Origin of the sequence: Actinotalea solisilvae (genome assembly GCF_016464425.1) — a bacterium.
Taxonomy (GTDB): Bacteria; Actinomycetota; Actinomycetes; order Actinomycetales; family Cellulomonadaceae; genus Actinotalea; species Actinotalea solisilvae.
This window is the reverse complement of the sequence record NZ_JADDKQ010000001.1, coordinates 119858-136229: the sequence shown is the minus strand read 5'-3', so window position 1 is coordinate 136229 and position 16372 is coordinate 119858. Positions and strand designations below refer to the sequence as shown.

Annotated in this window: 7 protein-coding genes; 1 reads left to right on the top strand and 6 read right to left on the bottom strand. The window is 74.5% G+C overall.

All coding sequences use genetic code 11. The features are described from left to right. Positions 1-3: 3 nt before the first annotated feature. Positions 4-4947, top strand: coding sequence for a hypothetical protein (locus JIG38_RS00575; RefSeq protein ID WP_199421561.1), 4944 nt, complete (start codon positions 4-6; stop codon positions 4945-4947). Between the two features lie 28 nt (positions 4948-4975). Here JIG38_RS00575 and JIG38_RS00570 read toward each other — a convergent pair whose 3' ends face one another. The 6 genes from JIG38_RS00570 to JIG38_RS00545 form a co-directional block, all read right to left on the bottom strand. Beyond that, positions 4976-6862, bottom strand: coding sequence for an AAA family ATPase (locus tag JIG38_RS00570; protein WP_307844393.1), 1887 nt, complete (start codon positions 6860-6862; stop codon positions 4976-4978). Between the two features lie 164 nt (positions 6863-7026). Next, complete coding sequence (locus JIG38_RS00565; RefSeq protein WP_199421559.1) at positions 7027-7467, bottom strand: hypothetical protein; 441 nt, start codon at positions 7465-7467, stop codon at positions 7027-7029. A gap of 94 nt (positions 7468-7561) precedes the next feature. Continuing rightward, a complete protein-coding gene (locus JIG38_RS00560; protein WP_199421558.1) occupies positions 7562-8650 on the bottom strand; it encodes an LLM class flavin-dependent oxidoreductase in 1089 nt (362 codons plus the stop codon). Between the two features lie 165 nt (positions 8651-8815). Continuing rightward, entirely contained in the window at positions 8816-10129 is a 1314-nt protein-coding gene (locus JIG38_RS00555; protein ID WP_199421557.1) for a UDP-glucose dehydrogenase family protein, read from the bottom strand. Then, positions 10129-13851 (bottom strand): SGNH hydrolase domain-containing protein, encoded by a 3723-nt coding sequence (locus JIG38_RS00550; protein ID WP_199421556.1) that lies wholly within the window; start codon positions 13849-13851, stop codon positions 10129-10131. The genes JIG38_RS00555 and JIG38_RS00550 overlap by 1 nt, the downstream gene beginning before the upstream one ends. Before the next feature lie 377 nt (positions 13852-14228). Further along, the gene (locus tag JIG38_RS00545; protein ID WP_199421555.1) at positions 14229-16337 is read right to left on the bottom strand and encodes a glycosyl hydrolase; all 2109 of its coding nucleotides are present in this window, start codon (positions 16335-16337) and stop codon (positions 14229-14231) included. Positions 16338-16372: the final 35 nt, after the last annotated feature.

Here is a 16372-nt window from a genome sequence, read left to right as displayed (position 1 = left end):
GACATGACCACCACGTCCGTCCTGGTCACCGCCCTGCCGTGGTCGCGCGCGGCCGACGCCGACCACCACCTCACCGCCTTCGTCACGCACAAGCTCGTCCCCACCGGCCCCGACGCGACCGTCGCGGACTTCGCGGCGGCGGCCGACTGGGGCGCCGTGCTCGCGGCGGGCCGGTTCGAGCTCGTCACCTCGGCCGGGGGCGCCGCGGTGCCGCTCGAGGTGCTGCCCGGCGCGGACGCGGCCGTGTGGCGCGCGGCGGTGCCCCCCGGCACGCCGGTGGTCGGCTACCCGGCGCCCGTGCTCTCGGAGGCGACCGTGCGGAGCCTGCCGGCGCACCGGCTCAGCGACGAGGCCGTCGACCTGCACCTCATGTCGCTCACCGCGGCGCCGACCGCGCGTCCGGGCGTCGTCGGCAGCCCGGTGCTCGACGGGACGCTGCAGCACCTCGCCGAGACGCACCGCGCGCTGCGCGAGCTGCTCGTCCTGGCGCGCGAGCGCGCGGGCCGCTCGACCCGGCTCGCGGCGCGGCGCCTCGCCGAGGCGCAGGCCACGCTCGGGGCGTTCGGCGGCAGGGACCGGACCTACCCCCGCGAGGACCTCACGACGCCGTCGGCCGTCGAGGTGCTGCTCGACGACGCCGAGGGCGACGCGCGCGTCACCGCGATGCTCGACGACATGCTGGCCGCGGGCGGCGTCACCGACGACCCCCACCTCCAGGTGCTCCTCGACGCGCACGCCACGCGCCGCTACTACCAGCGGCCCGAGGCCGCGACGCCGTACCGCCGGGAGCCGCTCGCGGACGCCGCGCCACCGCGCCCGGCGCCGCCCGTGCCCGACGTCCACGCCCGCCTCGCCTCGTTCGGCTCGACGCCGTCCCTCCTGCGCCGGCTGGGCCTCGCGGTCGACCTGCGCCTCGCCGACGTCGCCGTGCTCGACGGCGTGACCTGGGTCGCCGTGCGCTTCGTGCCGCCCGAGGGCGCGGAGGTGACGATGCTCGCGCCGCCCCGCACGCGCGTCGTCGTCGACGGCGACGTCTTCCGGGCCCGGTCGTCGTCCGCGTGGGTCGCGGGCGCCCTGCCGCTCGGCGACGAGGCCTACGTCGTCCTCGACGTCGACCCCGACGCCGCGGGGCTCAAGCTCGAGCAGCACCTGCGCGACCTCCCGCGCGCCGTCGCGACGGAGGTCAACGGCGACCCGGCGACGTCCGCCCCCGGCTCCCTGCGGTCGACCGGCTTCGCGATCGCGCGCGCCGACCGGGTCGCCGCGACGCGCGCGCGGCTCGAGCGCGCCGAGAGCCTCACGACGCCCGACGACGGCCCGGGCGTCCTCGGGCCCGAGCTCGACTACGACGACCTCGTGCGCGGGGTCCGGCTCGAGGTGTGGGACGACGCCACCCGCGCCTGGCACAGCCTGCACCGGCGCCGCGTCGACGTCACCGCCGACCCAGGCGACGGCACGCCCGCCGTGACCGTCCTGGGCGACGCCCCGGACGCCGGCTTCCTCCAGCAGTCGGGCCTCCACCGCGTGCCGGGCGACGCCGCGCACCCGTACCACCTCCACGAGGTCGTCGCCGGCTGGGACGGCTGGAGCCTGTCCGCGCCTCGGCCCGGTCGCGTCGTCGTGCACGAGGACGGCGAGGAGCACGTGCTCGACGCCCCGCCCGACGAGCCGGCCACCGGTGTGCACGTGCGCACGCGCGTCGAGCCCGGCACCCTCCCGGCGCTGCGCTACGGGCGCTCGTACGCGTTCCGGATGGTCGGCGTGGACCTCGGCGGGGCGTCCGTGCGCGCCGACCGCCCGGCGCGCGGACCGGGCGGGCGTCCCGTGCTCGCCGACGAGGCGGCCCGCGCGCACCTCGACCGCCTGCGCGCCGTCTACGGCGCCCGGGACCGGGGCGGGCTGCTGTCCGCGGTGCGCGACCGCGTGCTCGCCGCGCTCCCGGGCGAGGACGACGAGCCGGACTGGCTCGTCGACGCCGCGCGGCAGGGCGACGGGCGCCAGCCCGTCCGCCGACCGCTGCGCGAGGGACTCGGGCGGCCGGGCTGGGTCGGCCGGCCGGGTCGGGCCGGACGCACCGACGCGGCCGCGGGCCCCGCGGACCGGGTGCGCGCCTGGGTCCCGGCCGTCGCGCGGACGGGCGACCTCGAGATCGACCTCGCGGTCGCCGAGCGGCTCGAGCGCACGGCGCGCGCGCGCCTCCGCGCCGGGACGGGCGCGACGTCGGCGCCGACCGGGGGTGCGGGTGCGCCGATGGCCGGTCCGCAGGTCGACGCGGCGTTCCGCGACGTCGCCCGCGCGACGCGCCGCCTCGCCGCGCAGGCGCCGACGTGGCGCGTGCGGCCCCAGCTCCAGGTCGACGCGGGGACGTTCGCCGAGGTGGCCGGCTGGCCGGACGGGCCGGGCGGCGTCCCTGAGCCCGAGGTCGCCCGGCGCCCGACGGTGACGGTCCCGCGGCCGTACCTGCGCTGGGAGCCCGTGCTCCCGCCGAGCCTCGTGGCCCGCACCGCCCTGGGGACGGGCGAGCAGCTGTCCCGTCTCGTGGTCCGCACGGGTCTCGCGCCGACGTCGCCCGACGCGGGCGCGACGAGCGAGCGGCACGTCGTACCCCCCAAGGCGACGCAGCTCGAGTGCGAGACCGCCGGCCTGTTCGACCGGGCGATGGGCTCGACCGACCCGGCCGAGCAGCGCGCCGCCTACGCGGTCGCGCTGCGCGAGCGCGGCACGCTCCTCGACCGCTTCGTCCCCGACCTCGACGCGCCCGGCGAGGTGGTCGAGCAGCCCGGCATCGCGCTGCACGCGCGCCCGGGCGCCGACCCGGCCGCGCTCGTGACGCTCGACCAGATCGCCGCCCACCGGGACACGCCGCTCGGGGAGGGCCAGTACGTCGCGCACGACGTCGACCAGCTCACGCTGCCGTACCTCGCCGACCCGTTCGCGGCCGGCGTCGCCCTCGTCTTCTACGAGGCGGGCGCGCCGCACGTGCTCCCGGAGCCGCGCGTGCTGCAGACCGTCGTGCTGCCGTTCGAGGGGGAGTGGCCCCGCGTCCGTCCCTTCCGCCTCGTGCTCGAGCCCGCGGTCGCGGCGGCGCCCGGCGAGGAGGCAGCGCTCGGCGCCCGGCTCGACGGGACGGCGATCCGCGTCTCCCTGCCCGCGGGCGAGCAGGTGCGGCTCGCGATGTCGTCGTCCGTGCGGCGCGCGGACCTCGACAAGCTCGGCCTGTGGCGCTCCCACCTCGCCTCGACCGTCGACCCCGACGGCGACGGCAGCGCGACGCCCGAGGACGTCGTCGCCGCGGCCGTCCTCCTGCGGGCCGCCGAGTCGGGCTGGACGTGGTGGCTGACCCCGTCGGTCGACGTCCGCCTGGTGCACGCGGTGCCCGCGCCCGTGCGGGCGCCCGAGATCCTCGCGCTGCGCGTGGCGATGCGTCCCCCGGGCCTCACGGTCGCGCAGCTCGCGGGCGTCGTCGACGTCCACGGGTCGAGCACGGACCGCCTCACCGTGCGCGCGTCGTGGACCGAGGAGGTCGACGACGTCGCCGCGCCGGGCCCCGTGACCGTGCGCCGCGACGACGTCGTCGTCAGCTCGGCGGTCGCCGAGCGCGAGCGCTTCGGCCTGCTCACGCTCATCGACTTCCTGCCGTTCGGGCCCACGGCCGACGCGCTCGCGCTGTCGGAGGGCGGGCTCGGGATGCACAGGGCCCTGCAGACCTTCCCCGACACGCACCACCGACGCGTGACGTACACGCCGAGCGGCTCGACGCGGTTCCGCGAGCTGTTCACGGCCGAGGACCTGCCCGCCGACGACGACCCCGTCCTGGCGGGCGCGCCCGTGGAGCTCGTCGTCCCGAGCGCCGCCCGGCCGGCCGCGCCGGACCTCGTCGACGCCGTGCCCCTGCTGCGGTGGGAGGAGTCGACCGAGCCCGACCAGCCCTTCGGCCTGCGCCGCACGCGCCGGTCGGGCGTGCGCGTGTGGCTGCGTCGCCCGTGGTACTCGTCGGGCGACGGCGAGCTGCTGGGCATCGTGCTCGGCACGACGGGCGCGGAGCCCGAGCGGACCATCAGCCTGTGGGGTCGGGACCCGGTGTACCTCGGCGCGCCCACGGGTAGCGCGCTGACACCGCCGCTCGTCGAGCTCGGCCACCTGGTCCTCGAGGCGGCCGGAGGCGCCGTCGTCGACCGCGCCGCGCGTCCGGTGCTCCCCGCCGCGACCGTGCCGCTGGTCGACCTCCCGGCCGGCGAGGGCGGCCCGGCGACCGGGCGCGTGCTCGCCTACCGCCCCGAGTACCACCCGGGCCGGGGGCAGTGGTTCGTCGACGTCGCCCTCGACGACGGGCCGGCGCTGTGGCCGTTCGTCCGTCTTGCCGTCGCGCGCTACCAGCCGGACTCGATCAGCGGGTGCTCCCTCTCGCCGGTCGGCCTCACCTCGTGGGTCCAGCCCCTCCCGACCCGGACCGCGACCGTCAACCGGCCGGACGACGACCGGGTGCGGGTGACGGTGAGCGGCGCGGTGGCGTTCCTGCGCGTCCCCCGGCGCGACGGCGGCGACGCGACGGTCCCGGTCGAGCTCGACGCCGACACGCCGACGGGCGGCACCGCGCTCGTCGACCAGGTGCTGGCCCGCAGCCGCACGGTCCACGCGACGGTCCAGGTGCTGCCCGACGGCGCGAGCGACCTCGAGTGGCGCACGGTCTCCTCACGCCGCCTGCCCGTCGTGGGCGTCGGTCCCAGCGGGTCGTACCGCGTGACGTGGAGCGGCGAGCTCGCGCTCCCGCACCCGGGCGCGCGCGAGGCGGCGATCGACCTGCGGACGCCGGGCGACCAGCCGCGCTGGCGCGTGCTCGTCGAGGAGCGCGAGCTGCTCGACGCCGACCCGGTCGACGAGCCGAACCTCACCGGGACGCCCACGCGCACGTCCCGGGTGGTCTACGCCGACGCGATCCCGCTCTGAGCGGCCGGTCGCGGCGGCGGCGGCACGGTCACGCGACGGAGAGGCGCCCCGGGTCCTCGCCGCCGCGCTCGGTCGCCGCCGCGACGGCGGTGGCGTGCCGCTCCTGCGCGTGCTCGAGCACGTCGGTGATCTGGTCGCCCACGAGCTCGTGCCGCTCGAGCAGCGCGTCGCGCAGCGCCTCGACGAGGTGCTTGTTCTGGGCGAGCAGCCAGCGCACGCGGTCGCGGCCCTCGTCGAGGACGGCCTCGAGCTGCTCGCGGGCCTTGGCGTCGCCGAGCACCGCGCCCACGAGGTCCTGACCCGTCGCGAGGAACGACACGAGCGAGCCCGTCATGCCCGCGGCCCCGACCATCTGGGCGGCGGTCCGCGTGGCGGCGGCCAGGTCGGACGCCGGACCCGTCGTCGTGACGCCGAAGAACAGCTCCTCGGCGACGAGGCCGCCCATGGCGATGTCGACGAGCGCGCGGAGGTCGACCGACGAGTGCGTGTAGACCTCCTCCGTGTCGCCGTGCGCGAGCAGGCCCAGCGCGTCGCCGCGCTTGACGATCGTCAGGACCTCGAGCGTGCGGTGCGGCGCGACGAGCCAGGCGACCACCGCGTGACCGGCCTCGTGGGTCGCGATGAGGTTCTGCTCGCGCGTCGTGTAGGCGACCGGCTGCCCGATGCCGACCAGCTCCGTGATGCGCGCCTGCTCGACGTCGAGGAAGGACATGCCGGCCGCGCCGCGCCGCAGCGCGTTGACGAGTGCCTCGTCGAGGAGGTGCTCGATCATGACCGGCGTCCAGCCGTTCGTCGCCGCGGCGATGCGGTCCCGCACCAGCGGGTCGTCGAGGTCGGGCTCGTGCGACCGGCGCGCGAGGAAGTGGTCGACGAGCGCCCGCCGGCCGTGGACGTCGGGGGACTGGAAGGTGAGACGGCGGTCGAACCGGCCCGGCCGCAGCAGCGCGGGGTCGAGCGAGTCCGCGCGGTTCGTGGCGGCGATGAGCAGGATCGGCACGCGCTCGGGCCGGATCTGACGGATCTGGCGGTCCGCCGGGAGCAGCAGGTTGACCTGGGCCACGACCTTGTTGACGAGCTTCTGCACGCCCGTGGGCTCGTCGAACGACTGCATCTGCACGAGCAGCTCGTTGACGACGCCGCCGGCACCCTCGCTGATGATGGCGTTCGTCACGACGCCGCCCGGACGGCCGGTCGCGGCGGAGCCGGCTGCCGGGCCGGTGACCGAGCCGAGCAGGCCGCCACGACGCAGCGCGATCGCGTCGATCTCCTCGATGAAGCCGATCGCGCCGCCCTCGGCGCGCGCGGCCTTGCGCAGCGCCGTGAAGTAGGCGCGGATCTTGCGCGCCGTCGCGCCGTAGTACATCGACTGGAACGACGTCGCCGAGACGAAGAGGAAGGGCACGCCGGCCTCGGCGGCCATCGCCTTGGCCGTCATCGTCTTGCCCGTGCCCGGTGCGCCCTCGAAGAGCAGGCCGCGGCGCGCCGTGCCGCCCATCTGGTCGGCGAACCGCCGGTGGGTCTGGAAGAGGTCGATCGAGCGCCGCACGTCCTCCTTGACCGGGTCGATGCCGATGACGTCGTCGAGCGTGACGTCGACCTGCTCCGGCCGGTAGACGACGTGGGGCGACCGGCTGTTCATCGCCTGACCGCCCACGAGGAGGACGAGGAGCGCCACGAAGAAGAGGACCGGGACCAGGACGAGGGGGTCCACGGCGGGCAGGGCCGGCACGGCGTCGCGCCCGACGAGCGGCATCGTGATGAGGTAGGCCTCGACCCCGAGCACCACCGCGGCCAGCCGGTAGAACCGGCGCCGGCGCATCCGGTCCCGGTCGGCCGCGACGTCGTGCGTGGCGGCCGAGAGCGGACGGACCGGGGCGTCGACCACGGGTCGACGTCGGGAGGTGGCACGGGGCACGGTCGTTCCTCTCGCGCAGGAGCGACCGTCGGAGCACGGCGCCGGTGACCCCATGCTTGCCGTAATCGGACATTTGGGGCAACCGCAGGTGGACGCCGTGCCCCGAACGGGTGAACGGACCCGGCCGACGGGACGGGCGGGGGACCGCCCGCCCCGTCGACTCCTCAGCGGACGAGGTCGAAGGTCCGGGCCTTGAGGAGCGCGGTGAACGCGGCGTCGACCGTGCTCTCGTCGTCAGGGCCCTCGCCGGGGGGCTCGTCGCCGCTCTGGATCGCGACGAGCGTGACGGGCTTCGTGGTCGTCGCGCTCGAGCCGTACGTGTAGGCGAGCGAGACCGGCGCCTCGCTCCGGATGGCGTCGTACATGCGCGCGAAGTCGCCGAAGGGCACCTGCGCGATGACGTGGATGCCGTCGAAGTTGAGCCCGCCCACGTTGGTGGCCCACGCGTTGAGCTCGGTGTACGACGGGAAGAAGTACAGGGTCGCGGAGTTCTGGATGCCGTGCGCGAGCACGGGTCCCGCGATCGTCAGCTTGGTGAACTGCGTCGACGTGTTCCGCGCGACCTGCACGGTGTACGACGCGATCGGGATGGTGGCGGAGGGCATGACGGCTCCTTGACGGGTCCCGGGCGAGCCCGGGGGCGGGACGATCCCGCCTACCGACGAGGAGCGCCGCGGGGGCGCGTTGTGACCTGACGGCTCAGGCGTCCGCACGTCCGGGGGCCGCACCGGCCGCGGCGCGCTCGCCGAGCAGCGCGCGGACGCGGGGCACGACCTGCGTGCCGTAGAGCTCGATCGCGTGGAGCAGCTGCTCGTGCGGCATGGTGCCGTTGGCGTACTTGAGGTCGAAGCGCTGCACCCCGAGGTCGGTCACGGCGGCGGCGATCCGGCGGGCGACCGTCTCGGGCGACCCGACGAACAGGGCCCCGCCGTCCGCCTCGCGCTCGTACTCGGCGCGGGTCATCGCGGGCCAGCCGCGCTCGCGGCCGATGCGGTCGCGGTTCGCCGTGAAGTGCGGGTGGAGGAGCTCGAGCGCCTCCTCGTCGGTGTCGGCGACGAACCCCGGCGAGTGGATGCCCACGGGCAGCGGCTGGGCCGTCGACCGGTGGAAGAGGTCGACGAACGGCCGGAAGCGCGCCGGCGCCCCGCCGATGATCGCGAGCATGAGGGGCATTTCCTGGCGCGCGGCACGCAGGACCGACTCCGGGCTGCCGCCGACGCCGACCCAGACCGGCAGGCTGCCGCGCTCGGTCGTGGGGTGCACGCGCTGGCCCGTGAGCGGCGCGCGCGTCGTGCCCGACCACGTCGTCGGTCCCTCGGCGCGCAGCCGCGCGAGGAGGTCGAGCTTCTCCTCGAAGAGCACCTCGTAGTCGGCCAGCTCGTAGCCGAAGAGCGGGAAGGACTCGACGAACGAGCCCCGGCCGACGGTGATCTCCGCGCGCCCGCCGCTGATCGCGTCGATGGTCGCGAACCGCTCGTAGACGCGGACGGGGTCGTCCGAGCTGAGGACCGTGACCGCCGTGCCGAGCGTGATCCGCTCGGTCCGGGCGGCGACGGCCGCCAGCACGACGTCGGGTGCCGAGACGGCGAAGTCGTCGCGGTGGTGCTCGCCGACGCTGAAGTGGTCGATGCCGACCTGGTCGGCCAGCACGCCCTGCTCGACGACGTCGCGGATCACCTGGTGCGCCGGGACGGGAGCTCCCGCGGCGTCGACGGTGAGGTCGCCGAAGGTGTCGAGCCCGAAGGCCACGGCGGCGTCGGCGGCGGGCGTGGCGGGGGAGGTGCTCATGCCCGCCTCAACACCGTCCCGGCGAGGGGTGTTCCGTACGGCCCCTCGGCAGACCGGCCGTCGTCGCCGCGGACGAGATGCCGACGGGCGGCGGTACCCGGAGGTACCACCGCCCGTCGTGCCGTGCCCGATCGTGCCCGGTCGTGCCGGTCGTGCTCGTCGCCGTCAGGGGCGGCCGAGGGCCCGGTAGACCCAGCCGGCCGCGCGCCACTTGCCCGGGTCGAGCACGTTGCGCCCGTCGACGACCCGCTTGCCGCGCACGACCTCGCCGAACGCGTGCGGGTCGAGGTCGCGGTACTCCTGCCACTCGGTCGCCAGGAGCACGACGTCGGCACCCGCCGCCGCCTCCTCCGCGGTGGCCGCGAAGCTCAGCTGCGGCCACGCGCGCTCGGCGTTGGCGACCGCCTCGGGGTCCGTGACCACGACGGTCGCGCCCTGCAGCGCCATCTGGGCGGCGACGCTGAGCGCGGGGGAGTCCCGCACGTCGTCGCTGTTCGGCTTGAACGCGGCCCCGAGGACGGCGACCTTGCGGCCGACGATCGACCCGTCGCAGACCTCGCGGGCCAGGTCGACCATGCGCACGCGGCGGCGCATGTTGATCGAGTCCACCTCGCGCAGGAAGGACAGCGCCTGGTCCGCGCCGAGCTCCCCGGCGCGCGCCATGAACGCCCGGATGTCCTTGGGCAGGCACCCGCCGCCGAAGCCGAGCCCGGCATTGAGGAACCGGCGCCCGATCCGCGCGTCGTGGCCGATCGCGTCCGCGAGCTGCGTGACGTCGGCGCCCGTGGTCTCGCAGAGCTCGGCCATCGCGTTGATGAACGAGATCTTCGTCGCCAGGAACGAGTTCGCCGCGACCTTGACCAGCTGCGCCGTCGCGAAGTCGGTGACCACCTGGGGCGTGCCGTCCGCGAGCGGCGTCGCGTAGACCTCGTCGAGCACGGCCTGGGCGTGGGCCCCGTCCGGGCCCGCCGGGATGCCGTACACCAGTCGGTCCGGGTGCAGCGTGTCCTGCACGGCGAAGCCCTCGCGCAGGAACTCGGGGTTCCACACGAGCGTCGCCCCGGGCTGCACCTCGGCGAGGCGCTCCGCGATGCGCTCGGCGGTCCCGACGGGGACCGTGGACTTGCCCACGAGCACGTCGCCCGGCGCGAGGTGGGGGAGGATCCCCTCCACGGCCGCGTCGACGAACCGCATGTCCGCGGCGTTCTCGCCGCGCTTCTGCGGCGTGCCGACGCACACGAAGTGCACCTGGGCGCCGGCCGCCTCGGCGAGGTCCGTCGTGAACCTCAGGCGGCCCGTGGCCATGGTCTCCTCGAGGAGCTCGGGCAGGCCCGGCTCGAAGAACGGGGCGCGCCCGCTGGCCAGGAGCGCCACCTTCTCGGCGTCGACGTCCACGCCCACGACGTCATGGCCGAGCTGCGCCATGCACGCGGCGTGCACCGCTCCGAGATATCCGCAACCGATGACGGAGATGCGCATCAGGCCTGACCTTCCTTCGGGATGAACAGCGGTGCGACCGCCGGCGCGAGGTACTCGCTGTAGGGCGTGGAGACGTGCGACGCGTCGCGGTACACCAGCATGTTGCCGACGACCACCGGGCACTTGCGGTCGGTGCAGAACCAGTCGATGGGCTCGACCGTCGTCACGTCGATGACCGAGAGCGTGCTGGCCATCTGCTCGTGGCGACCGGGGAAGCTGTAGGCGTCCTCGCGCATGTTCATGCACGGCTCGACCTTCGAGAGGTTGTTCGCGACGCAGTCCGGCGCGTTGCCGGCGGGCACCGGCGTGTCGAGCACGTAGAGGACCGGCGTGCCGGCCGACCGGATGTCGGAGACGGTCCGGGCGGTCGCGTCGGCCCACTCGACGTTGGTCACCTGGTTGCCGGGGACGCTGTCGCTCTGGGAGACGACGACGATGTCCGGTGCGAGCTCCTGGACGTTGGCGAGCGTCTGCTCGCGCCAGTCGAGGCACTCGGTGTAGACCCGGTTGCCGAGCTGCGGCGCCGTGACCTCGACGTCCGCCACGGGGCAGGCGGCCTTGGTCCAGGCGACCAGCTTCCAGCCCTGCTCCTTGGCCTGCGCGTCGAGCGCCGGGAGCCACTGCTGGGCGTGCGAGTCGCCGACGAGGACCATGGTGTTCTCGCCCTCGGGGTCGCCGTACACGCAGTCGCCCTGCTCGACCTGGAGGAAGTCGGCGTGGCAGCCGTCGAGCGACGTCACGGGCTGGTCCGCGTTGATGGAGTCGAGCGCGGGCGTGAGGTTGCTGGGCGCGGCCTGGGTCAGGGTGCCACGGGCGACCTCCTGCATGATCGCGCCGGTGTCGGCGGCCGCGATCTCGACGGCCTGCCCGCTGCCGACGAGGTTGGGCACCGTGGTCGCCACCGCGAACGCCGTCGTGGCCGAGACGGCCGCGAGGGAGAAGCCGATGGGCAGCCAGAGCACCTTCTTCAGGCGGGACCGCAGGGCGGGGCTCTCGACGATGTAGTACATCATCACGGCGACCCAGAGGCTGAGGGCCGCGACCTCGAACTGGACGATCCAGGAGAGCTTGTAGCCGAGGATCATCGGGAAGAGGATCAGCATCGGCCAGTGCCACAGGTACCAGGCGTACGAGACCTTGCCGATGCCCTGCATGGGGCGCAGGTTGAGCACGAGCTCGGCGCTGCCCCGCGAAGGGCGGCAGCCCGCGCCGATGACGGCGGCCGTCGCGAGCACGGGCAGCAGGGCCGCCGTCCCGGGGAAGACCGTCTGGTCGGTGTACACGAGGCCGCTGACGAGGATGCCGGCGACGCCGGCCCACGACAGGACCGCGGCGAGCCGCGGCGGCATCTTCGCGAGGTAGCCCGCGCCGGCGGCGAGCAGCGCGCCGACCCCGAGCTCCCACGCACGCGTGTGCAGCGAGAAGTACGCCATGGGCTGGTTCGTCGTCGTGAGCTGGAGGGCCGCGACGAGCGAGGCCGCGCTGACCACGGCGATGACGACCACGACGGCCTTGGCGAACCGGCGGCGGAAGACCCACGCGGTGGCCATGAGCAGCAGCGGCCAGAGCAGGTAGAACTGCTCCTCGACCGCGAGCGACCAGTAGTGCTGCAACGGGCTCTCGGGGCCCGTGGCCTGCTGGTAGTTCACGCCCTCGAGCGCGAACCGGTAGTTGATCGCGTAGAACGCGGCCCAGATGGCGTCGGTCGTCACCGTGCGGACCTGGAACAGCGAGTCCCAGATGCGGATCGCGACGAGGGTCACGACGAGCACGACGGCGGCCGGCACGGCGAGGCGCTGGAAGCGGCCCGCGTAGAACTTGCGGAAGTTGACGCGCCCGGTCTTCTCGATCTGGCGCAGGAGGCCGCCCGTGATGAGGAAGCCGGAGATCACGAAGAACACGTCCACGCCGACGTAGCCGCCGGTGATGCCGGGCACGTTCGCGTGGTAGAGCACGACGAGCAGGACGGCGATCGCGCGCAGGCCCTGGATGTCCGGGCGCCACCGGCGCAGGCCGGCCTCGGGCTGGGGGCGCGGCGCGCCACCGACCGGGGTCGCGGGCGTGAGCCGCCGGTGCACGGAGGAGACCACGCCGGCCGCGGACTCGCGGAGCTTGTTCGCGACCGCGGACGCGATGGGCTCGGCGTTCGTCTTCTGGAACGCGATCGGGACGAGCACGTACGACGAGATCCCGGCGAGCAGGATCATGGCCCAGAAGCGCTCGATGCCGAACTCGAGCACGCCGCGCGCGAGGCCCAGCCAGATGAAGGTCTGCGTGAGGGCGATCCACACCTTCGCGACGCGCAGGACGGTGACGCCGAGCGGCGTCGTGCGGCCCTGACGGGCGGTCTGGTTCGCCTGGCCCGTCGCGACCCACTCGCGGGTGCGGTTCGTCAGGACGTGGAAGATCGCCACGGCGTGCGCGAACGAGTAGAGCGCCTGCACGCGCAGGACGTCGATGCGCCAGCGCGACCTGAACATCACCGGCAGCACGACGAGCCACATGGCGAGCGCGCCCACCAGGTAGAGCGAGTTGCGCGGGAACACGTACTGGGGCAGCAGCCAGAGCATCGCGAGCGCGGGCAGCGCCGTCGTGAAGACGTTGAGCGCGGTGGTGATGTAGTACAGGAAGCCGGCCCAGAACGACAGGCGCTGACGGGGCGCGATGTGCGGGTCGTTGTGGAACGTCGAGTCCGCGAGCAGGCTCATCGAGCCGGTGCACCAGCGGTACTGCTGGTTGAGGAACGGCAGCACCTCGTCGGGGCACAGGCCCTTGGAGACGAGGATCGGCACGTAGCGCAGGCCGTAGCCGGCCTTCATGAGGTTGACGCCCGTGTGGACGTCCTCGCTGTGGCCGATCTGGGCGAAGCCGCCGGCGGCGTCGAGCGCCTTGCGGCGGTAGATCGCGCACGTGCCGACGCAGATGGCCGCGTTGGAGCGGTCACGGGCCGGCTGGATCCAGCGGTAGAAGAGCTCCTGGGTGGCGCCGGCGCAGCGCTGCAGCCAGCCCATGCCCTTGTGGGTGTCGAAGAACTGCGGCGACTGCACGATGCCGACGTCCTCCTGCTCGAAGTACGGCACGAGCTCGGAGAGGTAGTCGGGACGCGGCACGAAGTCGGCGTCGAAGATCGCGATGAGGTCGCCCTGGGACTGCTCGTAGCCGAAGCGCAGGTTGCCGGCCTTCTTGAGGCGGCCGCGGTCGGGACGGGTCCGGTACTCGAAGCCGTGGTCCTCCGCGAGGCGGCGCACGGAGTCACGCGCCGAGTCGTCGAGGACCCAGACGGTGATGGCTGCCGGCCACCGGAGGGCCGCGACGTGGCGGTAGGTGTTCGCCAGCACGTCGAGGGCCTCGCCCGCGGTGGGAAGGAAGACGTCGACGGTCGGGTGCGTGCCGGGGTTGTACTCGAGCACGCGCAGCTCGTGGTCCATCCGGTCGACGCGCTTGCCGCGCGTGCTGGACAGGAGGCTCACGACGAGCGCGACGGCGTAGAGCGAGAACGGCGCCAGGAACCACAGGACCCGGGGGTCGGAGAGGCTGAACCGCATGATGCTCACGCCGATGAGGGCGAAGGAGAGCGACTGGACGAGGAGCAGCCAGCGGTGCTGGCGCCCCATGTACCAGTACTTCTCGGCGTCGGTGGGCGGGCTGGGCAGCCACGCCGTGCCGGCGTCGGCCGTGGGCGTGGTGGTCGGGCGCTGCTGCACCTGACCGAGTGGTGTCATCGGACTGTCTGGACCAGGTCGCGAGTCGACGGACACACGCACCTCCCGGGGATTCGAGCGGACCTTGGAAGAGCCAGGACCACGTCGTCCCCCGGGCGTCGAGCGGGACCAAGGGCCCACTCACCGGTGGGCCTAAAAGTAGGGCCGGTCGGGTGAATACCACGTCAGGCGTGGGTGAAATCTGTGTAACCCGCGTTCCCGGCCATCGCCAACCACGAAATCGGACATTTGGCAAACACGCAGGTCGTAAGCCGTTGTTACTCGATATGACAGCGCGGCCTGTCGACTGGGTCACATGCTCAGCATGTGGAATTGCGTGTCGGGACGAGGTGTGCCTTATGGGGCGAATTGTTGCCCCAGCGCCGACGACGCCGGTGTCAGAGCGCCGCCGCCCGGCCCGTCACGGTCAGCGACCGCGCCGTGGCGTTGACCGCGCGCACCGTCCAGGTCGACGGGTACCCGGGGTAGAGACCGGTCGCCGTGAGGCTCGGCGTGCCGACGGGGACGTCCGCGTAGGTGGTCGCGCCGACGGACACGCGCCACGCGGTCGCGCCGGCGGGCGGCGTGGGGAACGTCAGGGTGATCTGGCGCGTGCCCGGCGTGACGGTCGGTGCGGCGGGCGTCGCGAGGGGGGTCACCGAACCCGTGCTCGGCACGGTCGTGCTCCCGTAGGGCACCCCGTCCCACCGGCCGGCCGCGGCGCTGAGCGTCCAGGCGACCGGCGCACCGGTCGGGACCGTCACGGTGGTCGCGGTGGTCGCGGCGGGCAGCGTGCGGGTCTCGCCCGCGACCGTGAGCTGCCACGCCTCGGCCCCCGCGGGCGGCTTCGGCAGCGTCATCGCCATGCTCGTCCCGGTGACCGACACGTAGGGGCTGTACTGCTGCGTCATGGGCGTGAACGTCCCGGACGTCGTGGGCGACTCGAGCACGGTGGACCCCGTCACGGCGACCGCGCTCAGCGCGAGCGTGTGGCTCGTCCCGTTCGTCATCCCCGTGAGCCAGTAGACCGTCGTGGCGACCGGCACGAGCCCGTACGGCTTGCCGTCGAGCACGAGGCGCCAGTGCGTCGTCCCGAGCGGCGCCGCCGGGAACGTCACGCGCGCGCCGCCCGACCTCGACTCCACCGCGGGGCGCGCCGGGCGGGCCGGGACGACGACGACGGGCGTCGTGGGCGCGGAGACGGCGGACGTCGCCCCGCCCTCGCCCGTCGCCTCGACCTGGTAGCGCAGGACCTTGCCGAGCATGCCGGGCCCGACCTCGAGGGACGGTGCGGTGACGGACGTCGTCGTGCACGATGCCGCGGTGGCGTCGGCGCACACGGACCAGCGGCCCGTGACGTCGCCGGCGCCCCGCCAGGTGCCGGTCGTCGCGGTGAGGGTCGTGCCCACGAGCGGCGTGCCGACGACCGCGGGCGCGACCTGCAGGAGCGGCGCGGGCGCGGTGGTGCCGGACGGCACGTACCAGCCCGAGGCGAGCGCGGTGCGGACGGCCGTGAGCGCGGCGGGGTCGCGGTCGATCCGCCAGTCGACGCGGGACGGGATGTTGAAGTAGGTGAAGCCGATCGCGCGCGGGGTGCGGAGCAGGTCGTCGAGCAGCGCCGTGAGCATCGCGGGCCGCGCCGTGCCGGGCAGGACGCCGGTCTCGGCGAAGTAGATCGGCGTCGACGGCGCGACGCGGTCGAGCTGACGGACCGTGGGCGCGACGGTGTTCGTCCACGTGTCCGTGGTCGCGTCGAGGTAGACGCTCAGGCCCGCCCAGTCGACGTACGCGTCACCCGGGTAGAAGGGCGCGAGGTCGGGGGCGGTCGCGGTGTCGAGCGATGCGGGCGACCAGACCCACAGGACGTTGTCGACGCCCTGGGCCGCGAACAGGTCGTGCACGTGGCGGTAGGCGTCGACGTAGTCCGCGGGGGTGTTGCCGTTGACGCCGGCGCCCCAGGGGTACCACCCGCCGTTCATCTCGTGCGCGAAGCGCACGGCCACCGGCCCGTCGACCGAGCCGATGCGGGTCGCCTGCTCGCGCAGGTACGCGTCGTGCACGCCCGCGGCGATGTCCCGCAGCGGGTAGCGGTCCTGCGTGGGGACGCTCGCGTCGAACGGCTCCCAGGTGATCATGGGTATCGTCCCCGCCGCGGCGAGCGCACGCAGGGCCGCCGCGTCGACGTTGAACCGGAAGGACGTGAACGACAGGGCGACGTCGGCCGAGCGCCCCACGGACGCCTCGAGCGCGTCGAACGCCGTGGTCGACGTCGGCAGGCCCTCGGTGGAGAGCCCGAACGCCATCCGCGGGAGGCACGTGACGACGTCGGGCGCGCACGCCGCGTCGGCCGCCGCGGCGGGCGCCTCGCCCGTGGGCACGAGGCCCAGCGCCAGCACGGCCGCGACGAGGGCCGGCACGAGGCGCGGCGGCCGGGACCAGCGGGGGCGCCGCCGCCCGACCGCGTCGGTCCCTGCGGTGGCGCGGCCGTCGGCCAGGTCGTGCGTCACGTCGTCCCCCTCGCGGTGCCGGACGTGCGCCGACC